This is a genomic window from Enterobacter sp. UPMP2052 (assembly GCF_053709675.1).
On the sequence record NZ_JBSKJR010000007.1, the window covers coordinates 148,716 to 169,301 of the forward strand.

Annotated in this window: 21 protein-coding genes; 12 read left to right on the forward strand and 9 right to left on the reverse strand. The window is 58.2% G+C overall.

Features of this window, described 5'->3' with window-relative positions; translation table 11 throughout:
- Positions 1-22: 22 nt before the first annotated feature.
- The gene (locus ACWKX3_RS17750) at positions 23-2,158 is read left to right on the forward strand and encodes an ornithine decarboxylase (protein ID WP_454542153.1); all 2,136 of its coding nucleotides are present in this window, start codon (positions 23-25) and stop codon (positions 2,156-2,158) included.
- 86 nt (positions 2,159-2,244) lie between these two features.
- On the opposite strand, the gene ACWKX3_RS17755 is transcribed toward ACWKX3_RS17750, so the two are convergent.
- Both ACWKX3_RS17755 and ACWKX3_RS17760 read right to left on the reverse strand, forming a co-directional pair.
- Positions 2,245-2,937 (reverse strand): response regulator, encoded by a 693-nt coding sequence (locus tag ACWKX3_RS17755; RefSeq protein ID WP_006178477.1) that lies wholly within the window; start codon positions 2,935-2,937, stop codon positions 2,245-2,247.
- Positions 2,927-4,564 (reverse strand): ATP-binding protein, encoded by a 1,638-nt coding sequence (locus ACWKX3_RS17760; RefSeq protein ID WP_137272801.1) that lies wholly within the window; start codon positions 4,562-4,564, stop codon positions 2,927-2,929. The genes ACWKX3_RS17755 and ACWKX3_RS17760 overlap by 11 nt, the downstream gene beginning before the upstream one ends.
- A gap of 345 nt (positions 4,565-4,909) precedes the next feature.
- On the opposite strand from ACWKX3_RS17760, the gene ACWKX3_RS17765 reads away from it, so the two are divergent.
- The 8 genes from ACWKX3_RS17765 to citG are packed head-to-tail and all read left to right on the forward strand — an operon-like array spanning position 4,910 to position 12,221.
- Positions 4,910-6,271: a 2-hydroxycarboxylate transporter family protein gene (locus tag ACWKX3_RS17765; protein WP_137272702.1), complete on the forward strand. Its 1,362-nt coding sequence runs from the start codon at positions 4,910-4,912 to the stop codon at positions 6,269-6,271.
- A 17-nt stretch (positions 6,272-6,288) separates the two neighbouring features.
- Positions 6,289-7,152, forward strand: coding sequence for a fumarylacetoacetate hydrolase family protein (locus ACWKX3_RS17770; protein ID WP_313827566.1), 864 nt, complete (start codon positions 6,289-6,291; stop codon positions 7,150-7,152).
- 13 nt (positions 7,153-7,165) lie between these two features.
- Entirely contained in the window at positions 7,166-8,188 is a 1,023-nt protein-coding gene (citC, locus tag ACWKX3_RS17775) for a [citrate (pro-3S)-lyase] ligase (RefSeq protein WP_058608631.1), read from the forward strand.
- Between the two features lie 16 nt (positions 8,189-8,204).
- Entirely contained in the window at positions 8,205-8,498 is a 294-nt protein-coding gene (citD, locus tag ACWKX3_RS17780; protein WP_102890218.1) for a citrate lyase acyl carrier protein, read from the forward strand.
- Positions 8,495-9,370, forward strand: coding sequence for a citrate (pro-3S)-lyase subunit beta (gene citE / locus ACWKX3_RS17785; protein WP_006178466.1), 876 nt, complete (start codon positions 8,495-8,497; stop codon positions 9,368-9,370). Before citD ends, citE begins: the two co-directional genes overlap by 4 nt.
- Before the next feature lie 10 nt (positions 9,371-9,380).
- On the forward strand, positions 9,381-10,898 hold the full coding sequence (gene citF / locus ACWKX3_RS17790) for a citrate lyase subunit alpha (RefSeq protein WP_454542154.1): 1,518 nt from the start codon (positions 9,381-9,383) through the stop codon (positions 10,896-10,898).
- 2 nt (positions 10,899-10,900) lie between these two features.
- Positions 10,901-11,440, forward strand: a complete 540-nt coding sequence (citX, locus tag ACWKX3_RS17795) for a citrate lyase holo-[acyl-carrier protein] synthase (protein WP_454542155.1) — start codon at positions 10,901-10,903, stop codon at positions 11,438-11,440.
- A complete protein-coding gene (gene citG / locus ACWKX3_RS17800; protein ID WP_454542156.1) occupies positions 11,418-12,221 on the forward strand; it encodes a triphosphoribosyl-dephospho-CoA synthase CitG in 804 nt (267 codons plus the stop codon). Before citX ends, citG begins: the two co-directional genes overlap by 23 nt.
- Before the next feature lie 82 nt (positions 12,222-12,303).
- On the opposite strand, the gene ACWKX3_RS17805 is transcribed toward citG, so the two are convergent.
- From ACWKX3_RS17805 to mutY, 4 genes are all read right to left on the reverse strand, one after another.
- The gene (locus ACWKX3_RS17805; RefSeq protein ID WP_006178462.1) at positions 12,304-13,560 is read right to left on the reverse strand and encodes a nucleoside permease; all 1,257 of its coding nucleotides are present in this window, start codon (positions 13,558-13,560) and stop codon (positions 12,304-12,306) included.
- Positions 13,561-13,832: 272 nt separating this feature from the next.
- Positions 13,833-14,909, reverse strand: a complete 1,077-nt coding sequence (mltC, locus tag ACWKX3_RS17810) for a membrane-bound lytic murein transglycosylase MltC (RefSeq protein WP_042321946.1) — start codon at positions 14,907-14,909, stop codon at positions 13,833-13,835.
- A 124-nt stretch (positions 14,910-15,033) separates the two neighbouring features.
- Complete coding sequence (locus ACWKX3_RS17815) at positions 15,034-15,306, reverse strand: oxidative damage protection protein (protein WP_042321942.1); 273 nt, start codon at positions 15,304-15,306, stop codon at positions 15,034-15,036.
- 26 nt (positions 15,307-15,332) lie between these two features.
- Positions 15,333-16,391 carry an A/G-specific adenine glycosylase gene (gene mutY / locus ACWKX3_RS17820; RefSeq protein WP_102890221.1) on the reverse strand — a complete coding sequence of 353 codons (1,059 nt, stop codon included), beginning with the start codon at positions 16,389-16,391 and terminating at the stop codon, positions 15,333-15,335.
- Between the two features lie 137 nt (positions 16,392-16,528).
- Here mutY and trmB point away from each other — a divergent pair, with 137 nt between their 5' ends.
- Genes trmB through ACWKX3_RS17835 form a run of 3 tightly spaced genes read left to right on the forward strand, consistent with a single transcriptional unit; the run spans position 16,529 to position 18,348 of the window.
- A complete protein-coding gene (trmB, locus tag ACWKX3_RS17825) occupies positions 16,529-17,248 on the forward strand; it encodes a tRNA (guanosine(46)-N7)-methyltransferase TrmB (protein WP_058608627.1) in 720 nt (239 codons plus the stop codon).
- Positions 17,248-17,574 carry a YggL family protein gene (locus ACWKX3_RS17830; RefSeq protein WP_006178455.1) on the forward strand — a complete coding sequence of 109 codons (327 nt, stop codon included), beginning with the start codon at positions 17,248-17,250 and terminating at the stop codon, positions 17,572-17,574. The genes trmB and ACWKX3_RS17830 overlap by 1 nt, the downstream gene beginning before the upstream one ends.
- Before the next feature lie 57 nt (positions 17,575-17,631).
- Positions 17,632-18,348 carry a YggN family protein gene (locus tag ACWKX3_RS17835; protein WP_058608626.1) on the forward strand — a complete coding sequence of 239 codons (717 nt, stop codon included), beginning with the start codon at positions 17,632-17,634 and terminating at the stop codon, positions 18,346-18,348.
- A 104-nt stretch (positions 18,349-18,452) separates the two neighbouring features.
- Here ACWKX3_RS17835 and ACWKX3_RS17840 read toward each other — a convergent pair whose 3' ends face one another.
- The 3 genes from ACWKX3_RS17840 to ACWKX3_RS17850 all read right to left on the reverse strand — a co-directional run bounded on the left by ACWKX3_RS17840 (position 18,453) and on the right by ACWKX3_RS17850 (position 20,583).
- Positions 18,453-18,791, reverse strand: a complete 339-nt coding sequence (locus ACWKX3_RS17840) for an endonuclease domain-containing protein (protein WP_137272707.1) — start codon at positions 18,789-18,791, stop codon at positions 18,453-18,455.
- Positions 18,792-18,854: 63 nt separating this feature from the next.
- Positions 18,855-19,997: a radical SAM family heme chaperone HemW gene (hemW, locus tag ACWKX3_RS17845; RefSeq protein ID WP_058608625.1), complete on the reverse strand. Its 1,143-nt coding sequence runs from the start codon at positions 19,995-19,997 to the stop codon at positions 18,855-18,857.
- Positions 19,990-20,583 (reverse strand): XTP/dITP diphosphatase, encoded by a 594-nt coding sequence (locus ACWKX3_RS17850; protein ID WP_102890222.1) that lies wholly within the window; start codon positions 20,581-20,583, stop codon positions 19,990-19,992. Before ACWKX3_RS17850 ends, hemW begins: the two co-directional genes overlap by 8 nt.
- Positions 20,584-20,586: the final 3 nt, after the last annotated feature.

Sequence of the window (20,586 nt, forward strand, 5' to 3'; positions counted from 1 at the left end):
CCTGCAACGGGTATTTGCGTTTATGAAATCACTGAAAATTGCCGTCAGCCGCGAGCTGGTTTCCCTGGTCTCCACGCATCGCGAAAAGGTGACGCTGGATAACACCGATTTTACCGACGTGGCGGCAGTCGTTCTTACGGTCGCTGACAGTTGCAGCGGCATTCTCGCGCTGCTGAAACGCACCGGGTTCCAGCTACCGGTCTTTCTGTTCTCGCCGGAGCCAGTAGAAATGCCTGACGGGGTGATGGCGGTGATGACGGGCAAAGCGCAGGAGTTCCTGGAACTGGAATCCGCCGCCTGTCGATATGAAGAAAACCTGCTGCCGCCCTTCTTTGACACGCTCAGCCAGTATGTGGCGATGGGAAACAGCACCTTTGCGTGCCCGGGGCATCAGCACGGGGCGTTTTTCAAAAAACACCCGGCCGGGCGGCAGTTCTTTGATTTCTTCGGTGAGAACGTCTTTCGGGCCGATATGTGCAACGCCGACGTAAAGCTCGGCGATCTGCTGATTCATGAAGGCTCCGCCAAACACGCGCAAAAGTTCGCGGCAAAAGTCTTTCATGCCGACAAAACCTATTTTGTTCTGAACGGCACCTCCGCCGCCAATAAAGTGGTGACCAATGCGCTGCTCACGCGCGGCGATCTGGTGCTGTTTGACCGCAACAACCATAAATCTAACCATCATGGCGCGCTGATCCAGGCGGGCGCGACGCCGGTTTATCTTGAGGCGGCGCGTAACCCGTTCGGTTTTATCGGGGGTATCGACGAGCACTGTTTTGACGAGGCGTATCTGCGTGACCAGATCCGCGAGGTCGCGGCGCAGAAGGCCGATCAGCCGCGTCCGTTCCGTCTGGCCGTCATTCAACTTGGCACCTACGATGGGACGATCTACAACGCGCGTCAGGTGATCGACAAGATCGGCCACCTGTGCGACTACATCCTGTTCGACTCTGCCTGGGTCGGTTACGAGCAGTTTATTCCGATGATGGCGGAAACGTCTCCGCTGTTACTGGAGCTCAACGAGAACGATCCGGGCATTTTCGTAACCCAGTCGGTGCATAAACAGCAGGCCGGGTTCTCGCAAACCTCGCAGATCCATAAAAAAGACAACCATATTCGCGGTCAGGCGCGGTTCTGCCCGCATAAGCGACTCAATAACGCCTTTATGCTGCACGCCTCCACCAGCCCGTTTTATCCGCTGTTTGCCGCGCTGGACGTCAATGCCAAGATCCACGAGGGTGAGAGCGGGCGCAGGCTGTGGGCGGAATGCGTCGAACTGGGCATCGAGGCGCGTAAGGCGATTATCGCCAACTGCCGTATGATCAGGCCGTTTATCCCGCCGGTAGTGGGTGGGCGTCCGTGGCAGGATCACGCGACGCAGACCATCGCTCGCGAGCGCCACTTCTTCAGCTTTGAACCTGGCGCGAAATGGCATGGTTTTGACGGCTACGCCCGGGATCAGTATTTTGTCGACCCGTGCAAACTGCTGCTGACCACGCCGGGGATCGATGCTGAAACCGGCGAGTACACGGACTTTGGCATTCCGGCGACCATCCTCGCGCACTACCTGCGCGAAAACGGCATCGTGCCGGAGAAGTGCGATCTCAACTCGATCCTGTTCCTGCTGACCCCGGCTGAAAGTGCTGAGAAGATGGCGCAGCTGGTGGCAATGCTGGGTCAGTTTGAGCAGCACATTGAAGACGACACCCCGCTGGCGGACGTGCTGCCGACCATTTACCAGAAGTACCCGGTGCGCTATCGCGACTACAGCATCCGCCAGCTGTGTCAGGAGATGCACGATCTCTACGTCAGCTTTAACGTCAAAGATCTGCAAAAGGCGATGTTCCGCAAGGAGAGTCTGCCGTCGGTGATGATGAACCCGCAGGATGCCAATCAGGAGTATATCCGCGGCAGCGTCGAGCTGGTGCGCATTCGCGACGCCGGCGGGCGTATTGCCGCTGAGGGTGCGCTGCCGTATCCGCCAGGTGTGCTGTGCGTGGTGCCGGGTGAAGTCTGGGGTGGGGCGGTGCAACGCTACTTCCTGGCGCTGGAAGAGGGCGTGAACATGCTGCCGGGCTTCTCGCCGGAGTTGCAGGGGGTCTACAGCGAAAAAGATGCGGACGGGATTAAGCGGCTGTATGGGTATGTGTTGAGGTAAACCCTTGCCCGAACGTAGGCCCGGTAAGCTTGCGCCACCGGGCAAATCGCCGGGTGGCGCTAACGCTTACCCGGCCTACAAAACAGTCAGGCTTCTGCCCGTTTATACATCCTCCGCGGATGCCCAATCTTCCCGTACAACATCTCCACGCTCAAAAAACCTGCCTCCACGCAGTGCTCCAGATAGCGTCGGGTGGTGGTTTTACTCAGGCCGGTTTCACTCACCACGTCATCCACTGAAAAACAGTGTGCCGCTTTATCGTTGAACAGCGCCTGGACCCGCGCCAGCGTGTTCTCCTCAATCCCCTTACTGCCGTTATCCAGGCGGTAGTTCTTGGCCTGAAGCTGATAAAGCGAATCCACGTTCTGCTGGTCGACAATCTTCCAGACGCGCTGCTGCTCGGCAAACTGCACGAAGCGCTCAAGCGACTGGCTAAGCCGCTTCCAGGAGACCGGCTTGAGAATGTAATCAAACGCGCCGTTGCGGATCGCCTGGCTGCAGGTGTCCATATCGCTGGCGGCCGTGATAAAAATCACCGAGCAGTTGGCGCGGGTCAGCATGGGGTTGCCGATAAGCGTGATGCCCTTGCCGTCCGGCAGGTAGTTATCCAGCAGCATCAGCTGCGGACGCTTGCTCTCCAGCTGTACCTGCGCGTCCGCCAGCGACGAGGCAATGCCCACCAGCCTCAGGCGAGGATGCTTAGCGATAAGCTCCGCGTGCAGTTGCGCCAGTTCGTTCTCGTCTTCAACGATCAGTACGTCGATAAGTTCATGTTGCATAGTCAGTATCTTCCAGTTCCTGCGCGGGTCGCCGGGCGGTTCCTGTGGCGGGAATAAACAGCGAAAATATTGCGCCGCGCGGCGAATTATCAGCAACTTCAATGGTGCCGCCAGCCTGAGTGACATAGCTTTCGATCAGGTACAGGCCAATACCATGATCCCCACGCGTTTTGGTGGTAATGCCGCGCTCAAATATCTGGTCGCGGATCTCCGGTTTGATGCCAACCCCCTGGTCGGCCACTTCAATAATCAGCTCGCGCTCGTTCAGCGTAATCAGCACTTCAACCGGCTCATGCGGCAGCGGGGCGCGCTGCGTCGCCTCAATGGCGTTATCCAGCAGATTGCCGATGATTGATATCAGCTCCTCCTCAAGCAGCGGCAGGAATGGTTTATCGATCCGACAGGCCGGGTCGAACGACAGCGCAACGCCCTTTTCGCGCGCCCGTGCGGCTTTGCCTAACAGCAGGCCGCACAGCGTCGGCGAGCTAAAGCGTGAGGAGATAAAGTCCAGCAACTCCTGGGCGTGTTCCGACTGCGCCTGGATGTAGTCAATGGCCTCGCCGTAGCGGCCCATGTGCAGCAGGCCGGAAAGCGTCGTCATGCGGTTCAACTGCTCGTGACGCATGATGCGCAGGTTATCGACATAGCGCTTCACCTGGCTGAGCTGGGCGCTAAGCGAGTCGATTTCATTGCGATCGCGAAAGGTAATCACCCATCCCTGGAGTGAATCTTCCAGCATAATGCGCACCCGGCTGGCGATCACCGTGAGGTCGTTAAAGCGGCAAATCTCATCATGGGTATCTTTCGCCAGCATCGTCTGCGCCGCGAAAAACGGGACGGGGGCGATCACCTGATTGATCGGTTTCCCCCGCAGCGCGCGGGCGGGCTGGCTCAGCCCCAGCAGTTTTCGCGCGGCCTGGTTGATCACCTCAATGCGCAGGTTGCTGTCGATGGCAATCACCCCTTCGTAAATGGACTCCATCATCGCTTTTTGCTGGCGCACCAGCAGGCCGATTTCGCGCGGCTCCAGAGAGAAAATCTGCTTTTTAATGCTGCGGGTAAAGAACCACGAGAAGATAAACAGGGCAATCAGCAGCAGCACGGCGGCGATCAGGATGTTAATCACTTTGTTAACGGTGATGGTATCGAGATAGCTGGTGAGATAGCCCACCGACACAATCCCCACCACGCGGCCCGCGTCGTTAAAAATGGGCGCTTTACTGCGCAGCGAAATCCCGAGACCGCCCTTGCGAATGGTGGTGGTGCTTTTGCCGCGCAGCACCTCTTCGTTGTCGCCGCCGACCAGCGTTTTGCCGACCCGGTCCGCAAATACCGAGTGGAAAAGATGCAGCCCTTTATCGTCACCGATGACAATAAAACTGGCGTCGCTGTGTGCGGCTATTTTTTTCATGAACTCTTGAATGCCGCGGATATCTTTCTCTGCGACCTCCTGACGCAAGCTCGGAATAAGTGCGATCTCTTCCGCCTGTATTCTGGCGCGCATACTCATTTCCTGATAAAGCTGCCTGCCCACGTCCACATAATAATATCCCCCCAGCAGGGCAAAGAGCACCGAGAAAAAGGCGACCAGGGAAATAAACAGCTTTATCTGGAAGGAGACTTTCATCATTATCACGCAGCGCATCAATGGAAAAAAGGAATATAACATCTTTTCCCCTGCTGGCGCGGGGTTTGCCTGAAACTTGTGATCCTTTGCACAGCGCTGGTGGTCCGGTAAATCCGATAATTAAGGTTTATCTTAATGGTGCGATATTGCGTGTCGCTTACAGGTTTAATCGGCAATAAAAACCATAAAAACCACGCCAATAAATAAGGTGTGAATCACATTAAATAATAGAAACCATAAAAACCATAGCGGCCATAAAAACTTCGCTTTTAATATGCCATTCCTCACATAAAGTAAGCCTTTGTGACTCTAAGCTCAACGGACAAAATAACGAAGGGGCTTATTATGAGCACAACTGACAATTCATTCTCTGTTACCCACGACCCGATTGATATTCAACGGCCTTCGCTCAAAGAGCGCTGGTGGCATATTATGGATACCTGGAAAGTCGGGATTATTCCGCTGCCGCTGTTTGTGCTGGCGGGCGTGCTGATCGCCATTGACTGCCTGGGCGGCAAGCTGCCGAGCGATATCGTGGTGATGGTCGCCACGCTGGCATTCTTCGGCTTTGCCTGCGGCGAGTTTGGCAAACGTCTGCCGATTGTCGGCAAACTGGGCGCGGCGGCGATATGCGCCACTTTTATCCCGTCAGCGCTGGTCTACTACGGTCTGCTGCCGGACGTGGTGGTTGAATCCACTACCAAATTCTACAAATCCACCAACATTCTCTACCTCTACATCTGCTGCATCATTGTCGGCAGCATCATGAGCATGAACCGCACGGTGCTGATTCAGGGCTTTCTGCGCATCTTCTTCCCGATGCTATGCGGGGAAATCGTCGGCATGATTGTCGGGATGGGCGTCGGTCTGGCGCTGGGCCTGGAGCCGTTCCAGATCTTCTTCTTTATCATTCTGCCGATCATGGCGGGCGGCGTGGGGGAAGGGGCGATCCCGCTCTCCATTGGCTATGCCACCCTGCTGCATATGGATCAGGGCGTGGCGCTTGGCCGCGTGCTGCCGATGGTGATGCTCGGCGGCCTGACCGCCATCATCATCTCCGGCTGCCTGAACCAGCTCGGGAAACGCTATCCGCACCTGACCGGTGAAGGCCAGCTGATGCCAAACCGCGCCAACGCCGATACCACCGTTTCGCAGCCTGCATTCTCCGGTAAAACGGATGTCACCACCATAGCCTCCGGCGCACTGCTGGCGGTGCTGCTCTATATGCTCGGTATGCTTGGCCACAAGCTGATTGGCCTGCCTGCGCCGGTTGGCATGCTGTTTATGGCGGTGCTGGTGAAGCTCTGCAATGGCGCGTCGCCGCGCATTCTTGAAGGCTCGCAGGTGGTCTACAAATTCTTCCAGACGTCAGTAACGTATCCCATCCTCTTTGCCGTCGGCGTGGCGATCACCCCGTGGCACGAACTGGTTGCGGCATTCACCCTCAGCAACCTGCTGGTGATCGTCAGCACCGTCTCCGCGCTGGTGGCGACCGGGTTCTTCGTCGGCAAAAAGATTGGTATGCATCCGATTGATGTCGCCATCGTCTCCTGCTGTCAGAGCGGGCAGGGCGGGACCGGCGACGTGGCGATTCTGACCGCAGGCAACCGCATGAGCCTGATGCCCTTCGCCCAGATTGCTACCCGTATCGGTGGGGCGATTAACGTCTCCGTCTCTCTGCTGATACTGGGCAACTTCCTCGTTTAAGTCTTCAGGAAAAAACAATGAAACTCGCAAGCTTTTTATATCAGGGTAAACGCAGCTACGGCATTGTCCAGGCCGACGGCATCATTGATTTAGGCCGCCGTCTGGGCGATCGCTACGCCGACCTCAAGGCGCTATTGCAGGGAAACGGGCTGGCGCAGACGACCCGGTACCTTAACGATGCGGTCGATGTCCCGATGAGCGCCATCACCTTTTTACCGGTGATTGAACAGCCGGAAAAAATCCTCTGCGTCGGCATGAACTACGCCGACAAGCGCAAGGAGTTTGACCAGCACAACCCGGCACCGACGCTGTTTGTGCGCTTCCCGGACTCGCAGACCGGCCACAACGCGCCGGTGATCAAACCGCGCCACTCCCGCGAATTCGACTATGAGGGCGAGCTGGCGGTGATCGTCGGGAAAGGCGGGGAGAACATCAGCCGCGACGACGCCCTGCGCCACGTGGCGGGCTACAGCTGCTACATGGACGGCTCCGCCCGCGACTGGCAGCACACCTGGTTCACCGCCGGGAAAAACTGGCGTCAGACCGGGGCGTTTGGCCCGTGGATGGCGACGGCGGATGAGATCCCGGACCCGCACAGGCTGGCGATCCGCACCTGGCTGAATGGCCGCATGGTGCAGGAGGACAACACCAGCAGCATGATCCACAAGGTTGCGGAGCTGATCGAGTACATCAGCACCTTCACCCGCCTCAGCCCGGGGGATGTGATCATCACCGGATCGCCGGGCGGCGTAGGGAAAAAGCGCAACCCGCCGCTGTTTATGAAAGAGGGGGATCGCATTGAGGTGGAGATCGAACACATCGGTCATCTGAGCAACGTGATCGTCGAAGCGCCTGCCGTCGGGCTTGCGGCAGCACACTGAGTAAGGCGGCAGCATGCACTCTCACCCCATTGATTTTCGCCACACCGTTGTGGCGAAACATCCGGAGCGGTTAAGCCAGATCCGCTACCTGCTGGCGGACAGCGGACTCGGGCTGGACAACGACATCACGCTTTTCGTCGAGGCCTGGTCCGGCACGCAGCTGGTGGGTTGCGCCGGGCTGGCCGCCAACGTCATTAAATGCGTGGCGGTTAACGAGCAGCTGCGCGGGGAAAACCTCAGCGCCCGGCTGCTGGCGGAAGTCGAGAATGCGGCGCTTGAACGCGGCCATTTTCACCTCTTCCTCTGCACCCGGCCATGCAACACGGAGCGCTTTGCCCGCAGCGGCTTCTGGCCGATTGCCCGGAGCGGGAATAACGCGGTACTGATGGAGAACACCCCGCAGGGGATCGCCCGCTACTGCCGCTCCCTTGGCGCGACGCGCAGAGCCGGAAAAAAGACGGGCGCAATCGTGATGAACGCCAATCCGTTCACGCTGGGCCACCGGCATCTGGTGGAGCAGGCGGCGGGGCAGTGCGACACGCTGCACCTGTTTGTGGTGCGCGAAGATGCGTCGTTTTTCCCGTTCAGCGCGCGGCTTGAGATGGTGCGTGCCGGCGTGGCGCATCTGCCGAACGTGGTGGTACACGAAGGCTCGCAGTACATCATCTCCCGGGCCACTTTTCCGGCTTACTTTCTGAAGGAGAGCGGCAAGGTGCAGCAGGCGTGGAGCGAAATCGACGTGCTGATCTTTCGGGACTTTATTGCCCCGGCGCTGGGGATCACCCATCGCTTTATCGGCTCCGAGCCGTTCTGCGATATCACCCGTCAGTACAACCAAACGCTGCACGACCTGCTTGCCTCGCACATTGAGGTGGTGGAGATGCCGCGCATAAAAGCGGCCGGTAATGCCATTTCGGCCTCGGAAGTGCGCCGTTTACTCAAGACACAGCAGTTTTCCCGGATCCGGGAGATTGTCCCGGACTCCACCTTCACGCACCTCGAAACGCATTATCGCGAGCGTGCGGAAGTGGCATAACGATCAGGAAACGAAAATGAAAATTGTAAGGGAGGCGCTGGCCGGTACGCAGGAGTCCAGCGACCTGATGGTGAAAATCGCCCCCGCCGACGGCGAGCTGGAGATTGTCATCCACAGTGAAGTGATTAAGCAGTTTGGCGAGCAGATCCGCCAGGTGGTCAACGAGACATTGCGCGCCATGAACGTGCACCAGGGGTTGATCATGATTGAAGACAAAGGGGCGCTGGACTGTGTGATCCGCGCCCGGCTGCAAAGCGCGCTTCTGCGCGCCGCCGATGAGCAGGCAATCCACTGGGAGGCGCTGAAATGAGCAAACTCCGCCGCAGTATGCTGTTCCTGCCCGGCGCAAACGCCGCCATGCTCTCCACCGCGTTTATCTACCGCCCGGACTCCATCATGTTCGATCTGGAAGACGCGGTGGCCCTGCGCGAGAAAGACACCGCGCGCATGCTGGTGTTCCATGCCCTGCAACACCCGATGTATCAGGATATCGAAACCGTGGTGCGCATTAACCCGCTAAGTACGCCGTTTGGCCTGCTGGATCTGGAGGCCGCCGTGCGGGCCGGGGTGGACGTGATCCGCCTGCCGAAAACCGACACCCCTGAAGATGTGTATGAACTGGAAGGCCACCTTGAGCGCATCGAGCGTGAGTGCGGACGTGCGCCAGGTTCCACCCGCGTGATGGCGGCGATTGAATCGGCGGTTGGCGTGATCAACGCCGTGGCGATTGCCCGCAGCTCGCCGCGATTAATCGGCATCGCGCTGGCGGCCTTCGACTACGTGATGGACATGCAGACCGAGCGCGGTGACGGCACCGAGCTGTTCTACGCCCGCTGTGCGGTGCTGCACGCGGCTCGCGCCGCCGGTATCGACGCTTTCGACGTGGTCTGGTCAGACGTTAATGACGAAGCGGGCTTCCTGCGCGAGGTCGAACTGATCCGCAAGATGGGCTTTAACGGTAAATCGCTGATCAACCCGCGCCAGATTGACCTGCTGCATAACGCCTACGCGCCAACCCCGCAGGAGGTAGAGCACGCGAAGCGGGTGATTGAAGCCGCGCAGGAGGGCGAGCGTAACGGCCTGGGCGTGGTCTCGCTCAACGGCAAAATGGTCGATGCCCCGATTATTCACCATGCGCAGGTCGTGCTGGAACGCGCGGCGGCTTCCGGCGTGCGTCGGTAAGGATGACAGAATGAATCAGACAGAACTTCTCCATGTGAATTTTCCCCATCTGCGGGACCTTCAACCCTTTGATACCGCCCACAGCGCGACGCCGTGGCTGGCGGACGCTGACGCGAAGCACAACCGCAAACTGTGCGCCTCCCTCGAAGAGGCAGTGATGCGCAGCGGCCTGCAGGACGGTATGACGATCTCCTTCCACCACGCGTTTCGTGAAGGGGACCGGGTGATCAATAGCGTCGTGGCGCTGCTGGCGCGGATGGGTTTCAAAAATCTGACCCTGGCCTCCAGCTCGCTGATGACCTGCAACGACGCGCTGATTGAGCATATACAGAGCGGCGTGATCACCCGGATTTACACCTCCGGGATGCGCGGCAGGCTGGCAGAGGCCATCTCCCACGGACTGATGGATGAGCCGGTGCAAATCCACTCCCACGGCGGGCGCGTGAAGCTGCTGCAGGACGGCGAGCTGAACATCGACGTGGCGTTTCTTGGCGTGCCGTGCAGCGATGCGTTTGGCAATGCCAACGGTACGCACGGCACCTCCTGCTGCGGCTCGCTGGGCTACGCGATGGTGGATGCGCATTATGCCCGCAAGGTGGTACTGCTGACCGAAGCGCTGGTGCCGTTCCCCAATATGCCCGCCAGCATCGTGCAGGATCGGGTGGACTATATCGTGCAGGTCGAGAGCGTCGGCGATCCGGCAAAAATTAGCGTTGGCGCGGCGCGCGTTACCAGCAACCCGCGCGAACTGATGATCGCCCGCTATGCGGCGGACGTGATTGAACACTCCGGCTACTTCAGGCCGGGCTTCTCGATGCAGACCGGTTCCGGCGCGGCCGCTACAGCCTGCACGCGCTTTATGGAGGAGAAGATGGAGCGCAGCGGCGTGACGGCGCGCTTCGCCCTCGGCGGGATCACCGGCAGCCTGGTGGACCTGCACGAAAAGGGGCTTATCGACACGCTGCTCGACACCCAGTGCTTTGACGGACAGGCGGCGGCCTCGCTGGCGCGCAATCCGAAACACGTTGAGATCTCCACTAACGTCTACGCCAACCCCGGCAGCAAGGCGGCAAGCTGCGACCAGCTCGACGTGGTGATCCTCAGCGCCCTGGAAATTGACGTTGAGTTTAACGTCAACGTTATCACCGGCTCCGACGGCGTGATGCGCGGCGCATCCGGCGGGCACTGCGACGTGGCTGCGGCAGCCAACCTGACCATCGTGGTCGCGCCATTGCTGCGCAGCCGTATTCCCACGGTGGTGAAGCGCGTCACTACCCGCCTTACGCCGGGGGAGAGCATCGACGTGCTGGTGACCGATCACGGCATCGCGGTGAACCCGGCCCGCCCGGAAATCCGCGATCGCCTGCTGGCGGCGGGGCTGAAGATTGTGGATATCGATGCCCTGTACGCGCGGGCGATTTCCCTGACCGGCGTGCCAAAGCCCATCGCATTTACCGACAAAATCGTTGGGGTGATCCGCTATCGCGACGGCAGCGTGATCGACACCGTAAGACAGGTTAAGGAGTGAATATGACGACAGCGACACCCGTGCGCGCGGGTGTCGGCCTGGACGAGGTGCTGGCGGCGAAAGAGCGCCGTGCAGCACGCCAGGCTGACATGCTTGCGCATTATCACCAGCCGGTAATTTCCCTCACGCTGGTTACCCCGGGGGAGATCAAAGACAGCCTGCGCTATCGCAACACCATGGGCGTGGCGCTCCAGATGTGTGACCAATTGCTGTGGGAAAACCGCTGGCAGGTGCTGGATCGCCAGGTGCTGTGGCTGCCCACCGGGCCGGAAGCCCTGTGGTGCGTGGCCCATCCGGCGGCGGAAATCAAAGCCCACTGCGCGACGCTGGAGCAGACGCACCCGCTCGGCAGGCTGTGGGACCTCGATGTGATCTGCCCTCAGCACGGCCACGTCGGGCGGCAGTCGCTGGGGGCGCACCTCAGACGCTGCCTGATTTGTGACGCGCCCGCGCACGCCTGTTCACGCTCGCGCAAGCATCCCGTCGGGCAGGTGGTGGCCTGTGTGGAGAAGATGATTGATGACTGGTTTGCTCGAGACTAACCCGCGCCCGGTAGCGGTGCCCGCGCTTGCCGAGGAGGCGCTGTGGCAGGAGCTGGCGCTAACGCCCAAGCCGGGGCTGGTGGACCGGCTAAATAACGGCTCCCATCGCGATATGGATCATGCCCTGTTTGTTCGCAGCATTGAGGCGATTTCACCGTGGTTTTCACGGTTCGCCGCGCTGGGGGCGCAGCATGCGGATCAACCCGCCGTTGAGCAGTTGCGGATTATCCGCCCGATGGGGATCGCCTGCGAGCAGGCCATGTATGCCGCCACTCACGGCGTGAATACGCACAAAGGGGGAATTTTCGCCCTCGGGCTGCTGTGCTTTGCTTCAGGGCGTGTGAAAAATGTCTGTGCAGACAGCCTCTGCTGTGAGGTGAGTAACATCTGTCGTGGGCTGGTGGCGCGGGAACTTGCCGGGCGCAGCGGGCAGGCAACGGCGGGTGAGCGGCACTATCAGCAGTATGGTTTAACCGGCGCGCGCGGCGAGGCGGAGAGCGGCTTTGCCACGGTGCGCAGGGCGCTGGCCGGATGGACAGGGCGTTCGCTTCACGAGCTGCTGCTGCGCCTGATGGCGACGAATCAGGACAGCAATCTGGTGTCGCGCGGCGGCATTGAAGGGTTGTGCTACGTGCAGGACTATGCACGGGAACTGCTGATGAACGGCTGGGATCGTGATGCGTTGCTTAAGATGGATAAGGCGTTAATTGAACGGAACTTAAGCCCCGGCGGCAGCGCGGATTTGCTGTCGGTGGGGTGGGTGCTGTCTGCCATAAAATAGCCGGGTGGCGCTAACGCTTACCCGGCCTACGAACGGTGTTTTTGTAGGCCCGGTAAGGCGAAGCCGCCACCGGGCACAACAATTAATGCGCTATCGGCTGCGCACCGTTTGGCACACGCACGTGCTTGTACTTGAACAGCGCGATGAACGCGAAGAACAGTACCAGCGAGTATGCGGCGAAGATCAGCCACACCGGCTGCCAGTCGGTAATGCCGTTGGTGGTGTACATCTCAACCACTTTACCGCTCACCACGCCGCCCAGAATACAGCCGAAGCCGTTGGTCATCATCAGGAACATGCCCTGCGCGCTGGCGCGGATTTCAGGTTTCACCTCTTTCTCGACAAACACCGAACCGGAGATGTTGAAGAAGTCGAAGGCGCAGCCGTAAACAATCATCGACAGAACCAGCAGCACGGTGCCGAACGGGCTTGGATCGCCGTAGGCGAACAGGCCGAAGCGCAGCATCCACGCAAAAATACTGATCAGCATGACGTTCTTGATGCCGTAGCGGCTCAGGAAGAACGGGATGGTCAGGATGAACAGCGTCTCGGAGATCTGCGAGATGGACATCATCACCGACGCGTGCTCAACGATAAAGCTCCCGGCAAACAGCGGGTTATTATCGAAGCTGTGCAGGAAGGTGTTGCCGAACATGTTGGTGATCTGCAGCTCTGCGCCCAGCAGCATGGAGAAGATAAAGAAGATCGCCATACGTTTGTTTTTAAACAGCGCAAAGGCGTCCAGACCGAGCATGGTGCTCCAGCTCTGGTTCTTCTGCTGGTTAGAGACCGGAATGTGCGGCAGCGTCAGGGTAAACAGCGCCAGCACCACGGAGAGCGCAGCCCCGATGTACAACTGCATGTGGCTCAGCTCGAAGCCCGCGAAGCTCACGCCCCACATCGCCATGATAAAGCCGATGGTGCCCCAGATACGGATAGGCGGGAAATCGGTAACGATATCCAGGCCCGCGGATTTCAGGCGGTAATAGGAGATGGTGTTGATCAGGCCAAGCGTTGGCATATAGGCCAGCGAGTTAAGCAGGATCACCATGAACATCGCCCCCGGCGTGGTCACTTCGGCCGCCATAAACAGCGTCCCCGCGCCCACCAGATGGCAAAGCATGTAGAGCCATTTCGCACTCAGCCACTTATCCGCCACGATACCGAGCAATGTTGGCATGAAAACAGCCGCAATACCGAGCGAGCTGTAGACGGCACCGATTGACGCACCATCGAACTTGAGCGTCACAAACATATAGGAGCCGAGTGTAGTCAGCCAGCTTCCCCACAGGCAGAACTGCAGAAACGATAATATTTTAAGCTGCAGCTTAAGGTTCATGTTACTTTCCTCACAAGTGAGCGGGAGATATGTTGTTATAAGAACATTCAGGGTTGTTATTTGATGCAATTCTATCAGCAGGAGAGATTATGTTTTGTTACCTCCCGCAAAAAAATGCAATCCACATTAATTTGCAGATTAAATTGTGATGCAAATAAGGTTTTTGTATGGGTTGGGAAGATCTGATGCCCTCACCCTAACCCTCTCCCAAAGGGAGAGGGAACCTGAATACCCTCTCCCTTTGGGAGAGGGCAGGGTGAGGGGAATCGGTTTTAACGGCGACGATAGTTTTTCTGCGCCGTATTCACCTTATACAGATAGCGACGGGATTCTGCCGACGGGTGGCGGGTGGTGAGCGTGGTATAGACATCGCCTGGAGCCATGCTGTTGATGATATTCGCAGCCTGCACCTTGTCGCTGGAGAAGACGCGCAGCACGCTGCCCGCGCCGCCGTTATAGGCGGTGATCACCGCGTAGCGCCGCGAGGTCGGGTTATCGATCCCGCCCAGATAAACGTTGTTCAGCATTGCCAGATAGGCGGTGCCGGTATCAATGTTGCTTTGCGGATCGAACAGGTAGCTGCGGCTCGGCGTCCCGGAACGCCCCTGAGAGCGGAACACGTCTTTACCGGCGCTGTGCTGAACAACCTGCATCAGCCCCAGCGCGTCGGAACGGCTGACCGCGTACGGGTTGAATGAGGATTCGGTCTGCATAATCGCCAGAATCAACGACTCATCCACGCCATACTTACGCGATGCCTGGCGCACCATGCCGATGTACTTATGCGCACGTTTGTCGAGGTGGTTCGGTACCAGGTTGATGGTGACGCTGTAGATAATCTTCAGGCCGTTGGTGCGGCTCTTGAGGCGCGTTTTCAGCAGGTAATCGGCGAACGTCGAGGCGCGACCTTCCCAGCGAATCGGCTGCCCGGTCTGATCCACCACCTGGCCATACAGGAACGGCTCTTTGGAGATGGTGATGTCATCGGCATCCGAGTAAAGATCGATAGTGCCGGGATCGTCACCCATCAGCAGGGTTTTGATAATGGCCTGACGCAGGCGCGCGGCGGGTTCAGTACCTGCAATGGTTTCAATGGTGATCGTACCGTCATCAAAGTTGATGTGGCTACGGGTCTGATAGGCGTCGGTGTACTTAACGTAGTCCTTAGGTCCGGCGATAAGAACTTCGTTAAATCCCCAGATATTCTCGATGTTGTGGGCAAACTGCCCCATCAGAATGTCAAAACCGTTGGTGTCCTTCACCCAGGCTTCGTTGTAATCCTCGCCTTTCTTTGAGGAACAAGAGACCAGCAACGGCGCAACAAGAGCAAGCGCTAAAAATTTTTTCATCATTCCGGGAGTGCGTGTTGTGTTTGCTTAGTCGTTGCTTTCGCCGGGTGGCGCTGCGCTTACCCGGCCTACAAAACCGTAGGCCCGTGCAAGCGAAGCGCCGCCGGGCAACAGCGGCGCGGTATTATTTTTCCGGTGGCGTATAGCCTTCGATGTGCACGTCTTTACCTTCGAACAGGTAGTTCACCATCTCCTGTTCCAGCAGTTTGCGGTGTTCCGGGTTCATCATGCTGAGCTTTTTCTCGTTGATCAGCATGGTCTGCTTTTTCTGCCACTGGCCCCAGGCTTCTTTGGAGATCTCGTTGTAGATGCGCTTACCCAGGTCGCCCGGGTAGAGCTGGAAATCCTGGCCTTCAGCGTCGCGCTGCAGGAAAGTACAAAAAATAGTTCTGGCCATACTCATTCCTCATTTTCTGGCCGGTGCTAAATCAGTGCACCGACACGTAATTGCTGTAACAGGCGCTCCACGGGAGCCGCCAGCCCGACTGATGGCGGTTGCGCTAAGTTATACCAGAGACCGCTTCCTTCATCCATGCAGGAGGCGATGGAGGACACGGGAAGCCACATGGGCACAATATCCAGGTGGAAATGGCTGAAGGTATGACGAAACGCGGTTTGCTGTGTGAGAGTATCGTCCGCAATGCCGCGCTGTTTCAGCCATTCGCGAAGCAAATCTTCATCTTCAAACTGTGGGAAGCAGTATAGACCACCCCACAGGCCGCTCGGTGGACGCTGCGCCAAAAACACCTCGTCGCCGTGCTGCATCAGCAGCATATAGCCGGTGCGCTCGGGCAGCGTCTGCTTCGGCTTTTTGCCGGGATACTGCGCCCAGGCGTGGTTTGCATAGGCCACGCACAGGTTGTTCACCGGGCAGAGTTCGCACTTCGGTTTTGAACGGGTGCAGACCATCGCGCCGAGATCCATCATCGCCTGGTTAAAACGCTCAACGCCGTTTGCCGGCGTGACCGCTTCGCTAATGTCCCACAGACGCTTCTCGACCTCTTTTTTGCCCGGCCAGCCGTCCACCGCGTAGCAGCGTGCGAGCACCCGCTTCACGTTGCCGTCGAGGATCGGGAAGTGTTTGCCTAAGGAGAGGGAGAGAATCGCGCCCGCGGTGGAACGCCCGACGCCGGGCAGGTCCGCCACTTCATCGAACGTTTCCGGGAATGTGCCGTTATGGCGCGTCGCCACCTGCTGTGCTGCCTTGTGCAGGTTGCGCGCGCGGGCGTAATAGCCAAGCCCGGTCCACAGGTGCAGCACCTCGTCCAGAGGCGCATTCGCCAGATCGGTAACCGTGGGAAAGCGCGCCATAAAGCGTTCAAAGTAAGGAATGACCGTCGCGACCTGCGTTTGTTGCAGCATCACCTCGGAGAGCCATACTTTGTAGGGCGTTTTTTCAATTTGCCAGGGCAGGGTTTTACGCCCGTATTTGTCGTACCAGTCCAGCACCTGGGCTGAAAATTGAGAGGCTTGCATGGTCATCGATTCGCATAATCAGGGACGCAGATTGCAGCACAGCGTCAATCTGCTGTAAACCGGATCTTTCCCATGCTTGCATAGATGCCTTAACTTTGGATAATGCCCGTTTCCCGAACACTCTCACGAGCAGACCACTTTTTATGAAAAACGACGTCATTTCACCGGAATTTGATGAAAACGGCCGCCCGCTGCGCCGTATTCGCAGCTTCGTCCGCCGTCAGGGCCGCCTGACAAAAGGGCAGCAACACGCGCTGGACAACTACTGGCCGGTGATGGGCGTTGAGTTCACTGAACAGCCTGTCGACTTCACCGCGCTGTTTGGCCGCGACGCGCCCGTCACGCTGGAGATTGGTTTTGGTATGGGCACCTCGCTGGTGACTATGGCGAAAGCGCGCCCCGAGCAGAACTTCCTCGGCATTGAAGTGCACTCGCCGGGCGTCGGCGCGTGTCTGGCAATGGCCCATGAAGAGGGCGTTGAGAACCTGCGCGTGATGTGCCACGACGCGGTAGAAGTGCTGCACAAAATGATTCCTGACAATTCTTTGAACATGGTTCAGCTCTTTTTCCCTGACCCGTGGCACAAAGCACGTCATAATAAACGCCGTATCGTTCAGGCACCGTTTGCAGAGCTGCTGAAAAGTAAGTTAAAGCTGGGCGGCGTTTTCCACATGGCGACCGACTGGGAACCTTATGCGGAACATATGCTGGAAGTGATGTCGTCGCTGGACGGGTATAAAAACCAGTCTGAAAGCAACGACTATGTACCGCGCCCGGATTCACGTCCGGTGACAAAATTTGAACAGCGTGGCCATCGTCTTGGTCACGGCGTATGGGACTTAATGTTCGAGAGGGTGAAATAATGGCAAAGAATCGTAGCCGTCGTCTGCGTAAAAAGATGCACATCGAAGAATTCCAGGAAGTAGGTTTCTCCGTTGCCTGGCGTTTCCCGGAAGGCACCAGCGTTGAGCAGATCGATCAGGACGTAGATGCGTTCATCAACGAGGTGATCGAACCCAACAAGCTGGCCTTTGACGGTAGCGGCTATCTGGCGTGGGAAGGTCTGATCTGCACCCAGGAAGTGGGTAAATGCACCGAAGAGCACCAGGCGCTGGTCCGCAAATGGCTTGAAGACCACAAAATGGAAGATGTCCGCGTCAGCGAACTTTTCGACGTTTGGTGGGACTAATAAAGCAGGTACGGGGCCAGCATTAGCTGGCCCATTTTGTCTGAGGGAGTGTTTAAGATGCGCAAAACGTTGCTGGCTGTTGCTCTATTGGCAATCGGAACCACCGCCCATGCGGAGTATAAATGTAGCGTCACCCCGCGTGACGACGTGGTATTAAGCCCGCAAACCGTGCAGGTCAAAGGCGAGAACGGCGATCTGGTGATTACGCCGGATGGCAACGTCACCTTTAACGGCAAACCGCAAAACCTGACGGCCGCTCAGCGCGAGCAGGCAAAAGATTATCAGGCTGATTTGCGCACCGCACTGCCGTGGGTGAACGACGGTGCCCTGACGCGCGTTGAGAAAAGCCGCGTGGCGCTGGACAAGATCATCACTAAAGAGGTGGGTGAGAGCAGCAACATGCGCACCCGCCTGACCAGGCTGGACAAGCAGCTGAAAGAGCAGATGAACCGCATTATCGAGACTCGCACCGACGGCCTGACGTTCCACTACAAGGCCATTGATCAGGTGCGCGCCGACGGCCAAAACCTGGTGAACCAGGCGATGGGCGGTATTTTGCAGGACAGCATCAACGAGATGGGCGCAAAAGCCGTGCTGAAAGGCGGCGGTAACCCGCTGCAGGGCGTGCTGGGCAGCCTGGGCGGATTACAGACGTCGATTCAGAACGAATGGAAAAACCAGGAAGCCGATTTCCAGCAGTTCGGCAAAGACGTGTGTAAACGCGTGGTGTCGCTGGAAGATAGCAGAAAGGCGCTGGTGGGGACGTTGAAGTAAGTTTTCTGCGTGCCGGGCCCCTCACCCCGGCCCTCTCCCCAGGGGAGAGGGAGTAAACGTACTCTCACCCCTGGGGCAAAGTTCCCTCTCCCTGTGGGAGAGGGTTAGGGTGAGGGCATCAGGCATTGCAATCGTTGCATAATAGCCATCAGTACCTCCTCTTCATTTACCCTGAACTCATTGTTCCAGAACCGTATCACTTCCCAGCCGTTAGCCTTTAAAAAAGCCGTTCTGCGTAAGTCATATGCTTCTTCATCCTGATGTTGCCCCCCATCAAGCTCAATAATCAGCTTGGCTTTAAAACAGGCAAAATCAACGATGTATGTGCCAATCGGCATCTGGCGGCGAAACTTATAGCCAAAGAAGCGACGTCCTCTGAGTAAATACCAGAGGCGTAATTCTTCGGGCGTCATTTCCTTGCGGAGTTGTTTTGATTTTTCCATCCCCATACTCTGCCAGCCTTTCCCTCAGCTGGCAGAACGGGATGCAAAATCCTGACGCTGTGTTCAGGAATCGTCGGCGAGGAACAGCTCAAGAAGGGAGTTTAAGAACAGTTTGCCATGCTCGGTGATCTGCCAGTATTCATCACATTCGGTGAGATACCCCTGCGCCAGCGCCTCGTCGATCTGCGGGCGGATCACCGACTCTGCCAGCCCGGTATAGCGCGAGAACTCCGCACGCGGCGCGGCTTCCAGCAGGCGGAAGCGGTTCATAAAGAATTCAAACGGCTTATCCGCCGCCTCGACGTCGTGCTGACGCTCCAGATAGCGGCCTTCCATATACCCGCGCGGATGGCGCGTTTTAGCGGTACGCAGGATGCGCCCGTCCGGGAAGGTCACTTTGCCGTGCGCGCCGCAGCCTATCCCCAGATAATCGCCAAAGCGCCAGTAGTTCAGGTTGTGCTGGCACTGGTAGCCCGGCTTCGCATAGGCGGAGGTTTCGTACTGCTGATAGCCTGCGGCGGTCAACAGCTGATGTCCTTGTTCGAAGATATCCCACAGCGCGTCGTCATCCGGCAGTACCGGCGGGCGTGAGCCAAACAGCGTGTTTGGCTCAATGGTCAGCTGATACCAGGAGAGATGCGGTGGATTAAGTTCAATCGCCTGACGCAGGTCGTCCAGCGCTTCGTCGAGCGACTGGTCCGGCAGGCCGTGCATCAAATCGAGGTTAAAGCTGCGAAGGCCAAGCCCCGTTGCCAGATGCGCTGCGCGCTTTGCCTCGTCCGGGCCGTGAATGCGCCCCAGGCGCGTTAATTTTTGCTCGCTAAAGCTCTGTACGCCGATGGAGATACGGTTCACCCCCGCACGCTGATAGTCGACAAAACGGTCGGCCTCAACGGTGCCGGGGTTGGCTTCCATCGTAATTTCAGCATCCGCTGCCAGGTTCAGGCGCGCACGTACGCCGTCCAGCAGCGTCTGCATCGCCGGGCCTGAAAGCAGGCTCGGCGTACCGCCACCAATAAAAATGGTCTTAACTTCACGTCCCTGTGCGTAAGGTACATCGGCGTCCAGGTCGGCCAGCAGATGCGCAACGTAATCATCGTGCGGCACTTCGCCTTTCAGCGCGTGCGAGTTGAAATCGCAGTACGGGCATTTCTGCACGCACCACGGGATGTGAATATACAGACTCAGAGGTGGCAGGTTAGCCATTACGTAATGCTTCCAGTAACAGTTTCAGCGCGCGCCCACGGTGGGAAATCGCGCTTTTCTCTTCGCGGGTCAGTTCCGCAGCGGTTTTGCCCTCAGACGGGACAAAGAAAATTGGGTCGTAGCCAAAGCCGCCGCTGCCAGCCGCCTCGCGGGCGATCACGCCCGGCCAGCTGCCGTGGCAGACAACAGGCGTGGGGTCTTCGGCATGGCGCAGGTAAACCAGCACGCAGTGGAACTGCGCGGTGCGCTGGTCGTCAGGCACATCCTTCAGGGCGACAAGCAGTTTTTCCAGATTTTGCTGGTCGGTGGCATCTTCACCAGAGTAGCGCGCGGAGTAAATTCCCGGCGCGCCGCCAAGATAATCTACGGCCAGGCCGGAGTCGTCGGCAATGGCAGGCAGGCCGGTAATCTGAGCGGCATGGCGCGCTTTCAGGATCGCGTTTTCGATAAACGTCAGGCCCGTCTCCTCGGCGGAATCCACGCCAAGCTCGGTCTGGGCGACCACGTCCAGCCCAAAATCATTTAAAAGCGAGGCCAGCTCGCGCACTTTACCGGCATTACCGGTAGCGAGAACAACTTTCTGCATGGT

What these genes read in the sequence shown, in the direction of transcription:
- mutY (WP_102890221.1), bottom strand. Translation starts at nt 16,391, where the DNA reads ATGACCATGCAAGCCTCTCAATTTTCAGCCCAGGTGCTGGACTGGTAC.
- ACWKX3_RS17840 (WP_137272707.1), bottom strand. Translation starts at nt 18,791, where the DNA reads ATGGAAAAATCAAAACAACTCCGCAAGGAAATGACGCCCGAAGAATTA.
- ACWKX3_RS17850 (WP_102890222.1), bottom strand. Translation starts at nt 20,583, where the DNA reads ATGCAGAAAGTTGTTCTCGCTACCGGTAATGCCGGTAAAGTGCGCGAG.
- citC (WP_058608631.1), top strand. Translation starts at nt 7,166, where the DNA reads ATGCACTCTCACCCCATTGATTTTCGCCACACCGTTGTGGCGAAACAT.
- ACWKX3_RS17805 (WP_006178462.1), bottom strand. Translation starts at nt 13,560, where the DNA reads ATGAACCTTAAGCTGCAGCTTAAAATATTATCGTTTCTGCAGTTCTGC.
- ACWKX3_RS17815 (WP_042321942.1), bottom strand. Translation starts at nt 15,306, where the DNA reads ATGGCCAGAACTATTTTTTGTACTTTCCTGCAGCGCGACGCTGAAGGC.
- ACWKX3_RS17750 (WP_454542153.1), top strand. Translation starts at nt 23, where the DNA reads ATGAAATCACTGAAAATTGCCGTCAGCCGCGAGCTGGTTTCCCTGGTC.
- citG (WP_454542156.1), top strand. Translation starts at nt 11,418, where the DNA reads ATGACTGGTTTGCTCGAGACTAACCCGCGCCCGGTAGCGGTGCCCGCG.
- citX (WP_454542155.1), top strand. Translation starts at nt 10,901, where the DNA reads ATGACGACAGCGACACCCGTGCGCGCGGGTGTCGGCCTGGACGAGGTG.
- ACWKX3_RS17765 (WP_137272702.1), top strand. Translation starts at nt 4,910, where the DNA reads ATGAGCACAACTGACAATTCATTCTCTGTTACCCACGACCCGATTGAT.
- ACWKX3_RS17760 (WP_137272801.1), bottom strand. Translation starts at nt 4,564, where the DNA reads ATGAAAGTCTCCTTCCAGATAAAGCTGTTTATTTCCCTGGTCGCCTTT.
- hemW (WP_058608625.1), bottom strand. Translation starts at nt 19,997, where the DNA reads ATGGCTAACCTGCCACCTCTGAGTCTGTATATTCACATCCCGTGGTGC.
- ACWKX3_RS17770 (WP_313827566.1), top strand. Translation starts at nt 6,289, where the DNA reads ATGAAACTCGCAAGCTTTTTATATCAGGGTAAACGCAGCTACGGCATT.
- mltC (WP_042321946.1), bottom strand. Translation starts at nt 14,909, where the DNA reads ATGAAAAAATTTTTAGCGCTTGCTCTTGTTGCGCCGTTGCTGGTCTCT.
- ACWKX3_RS17835 (WP_058608626.1), top strand. Translation starts at nt 17,632, where the DNA reads ATGCGCAAAACGTTGCTGGCTGTTGCTCTATTGGCAATCGGAACCACC.
- ACWKX3_RS17755 (WP_006178477.1), bottom strand. Translation starts at nt 2,937, where the DNA reads ATGCAACATGAACTTATCGACGTACTGATCGTTGAAGACGAGAACGAA.
- citF (WP_454542154.1), top strand. Translation starts at nt 9,381, where the DNA reads ATGAATCAGACAGAACTTCTCCATGTGAATTTTCCCCATCTGCGGGAC.
- ACWKX3_RS17830 (WP_006178455.1), top strand. Translation starts at nt 17,248, where the DNA reads ATGGCAAAGAATCGTAGCCGTCGTCTGCGTAAAAAGATGCACATCGAA.
- trmB (WP_058608627.1), top strand. Translation starts at nt 16,529, where the DNA reads ATGAAAAACGACGTCATTTCACCGGAATTTGATGAAAACGGCCGCCCG.
- citE (WP_006178466.1), top strand. Translation starts at nt 8,495, where the DNA reads ATGAGCAAACTCCGCCGCAGTATGCTGTTCCTGCCCGGCGCAAACGCC.
- citD (WP_102890218.1), top strand. Translation starts at nt 8,205, where the DNA reads ATGAAAATTGTAAGGGAGGCGCTGGCCGGTACGCAGGAGTCCAGCGAC.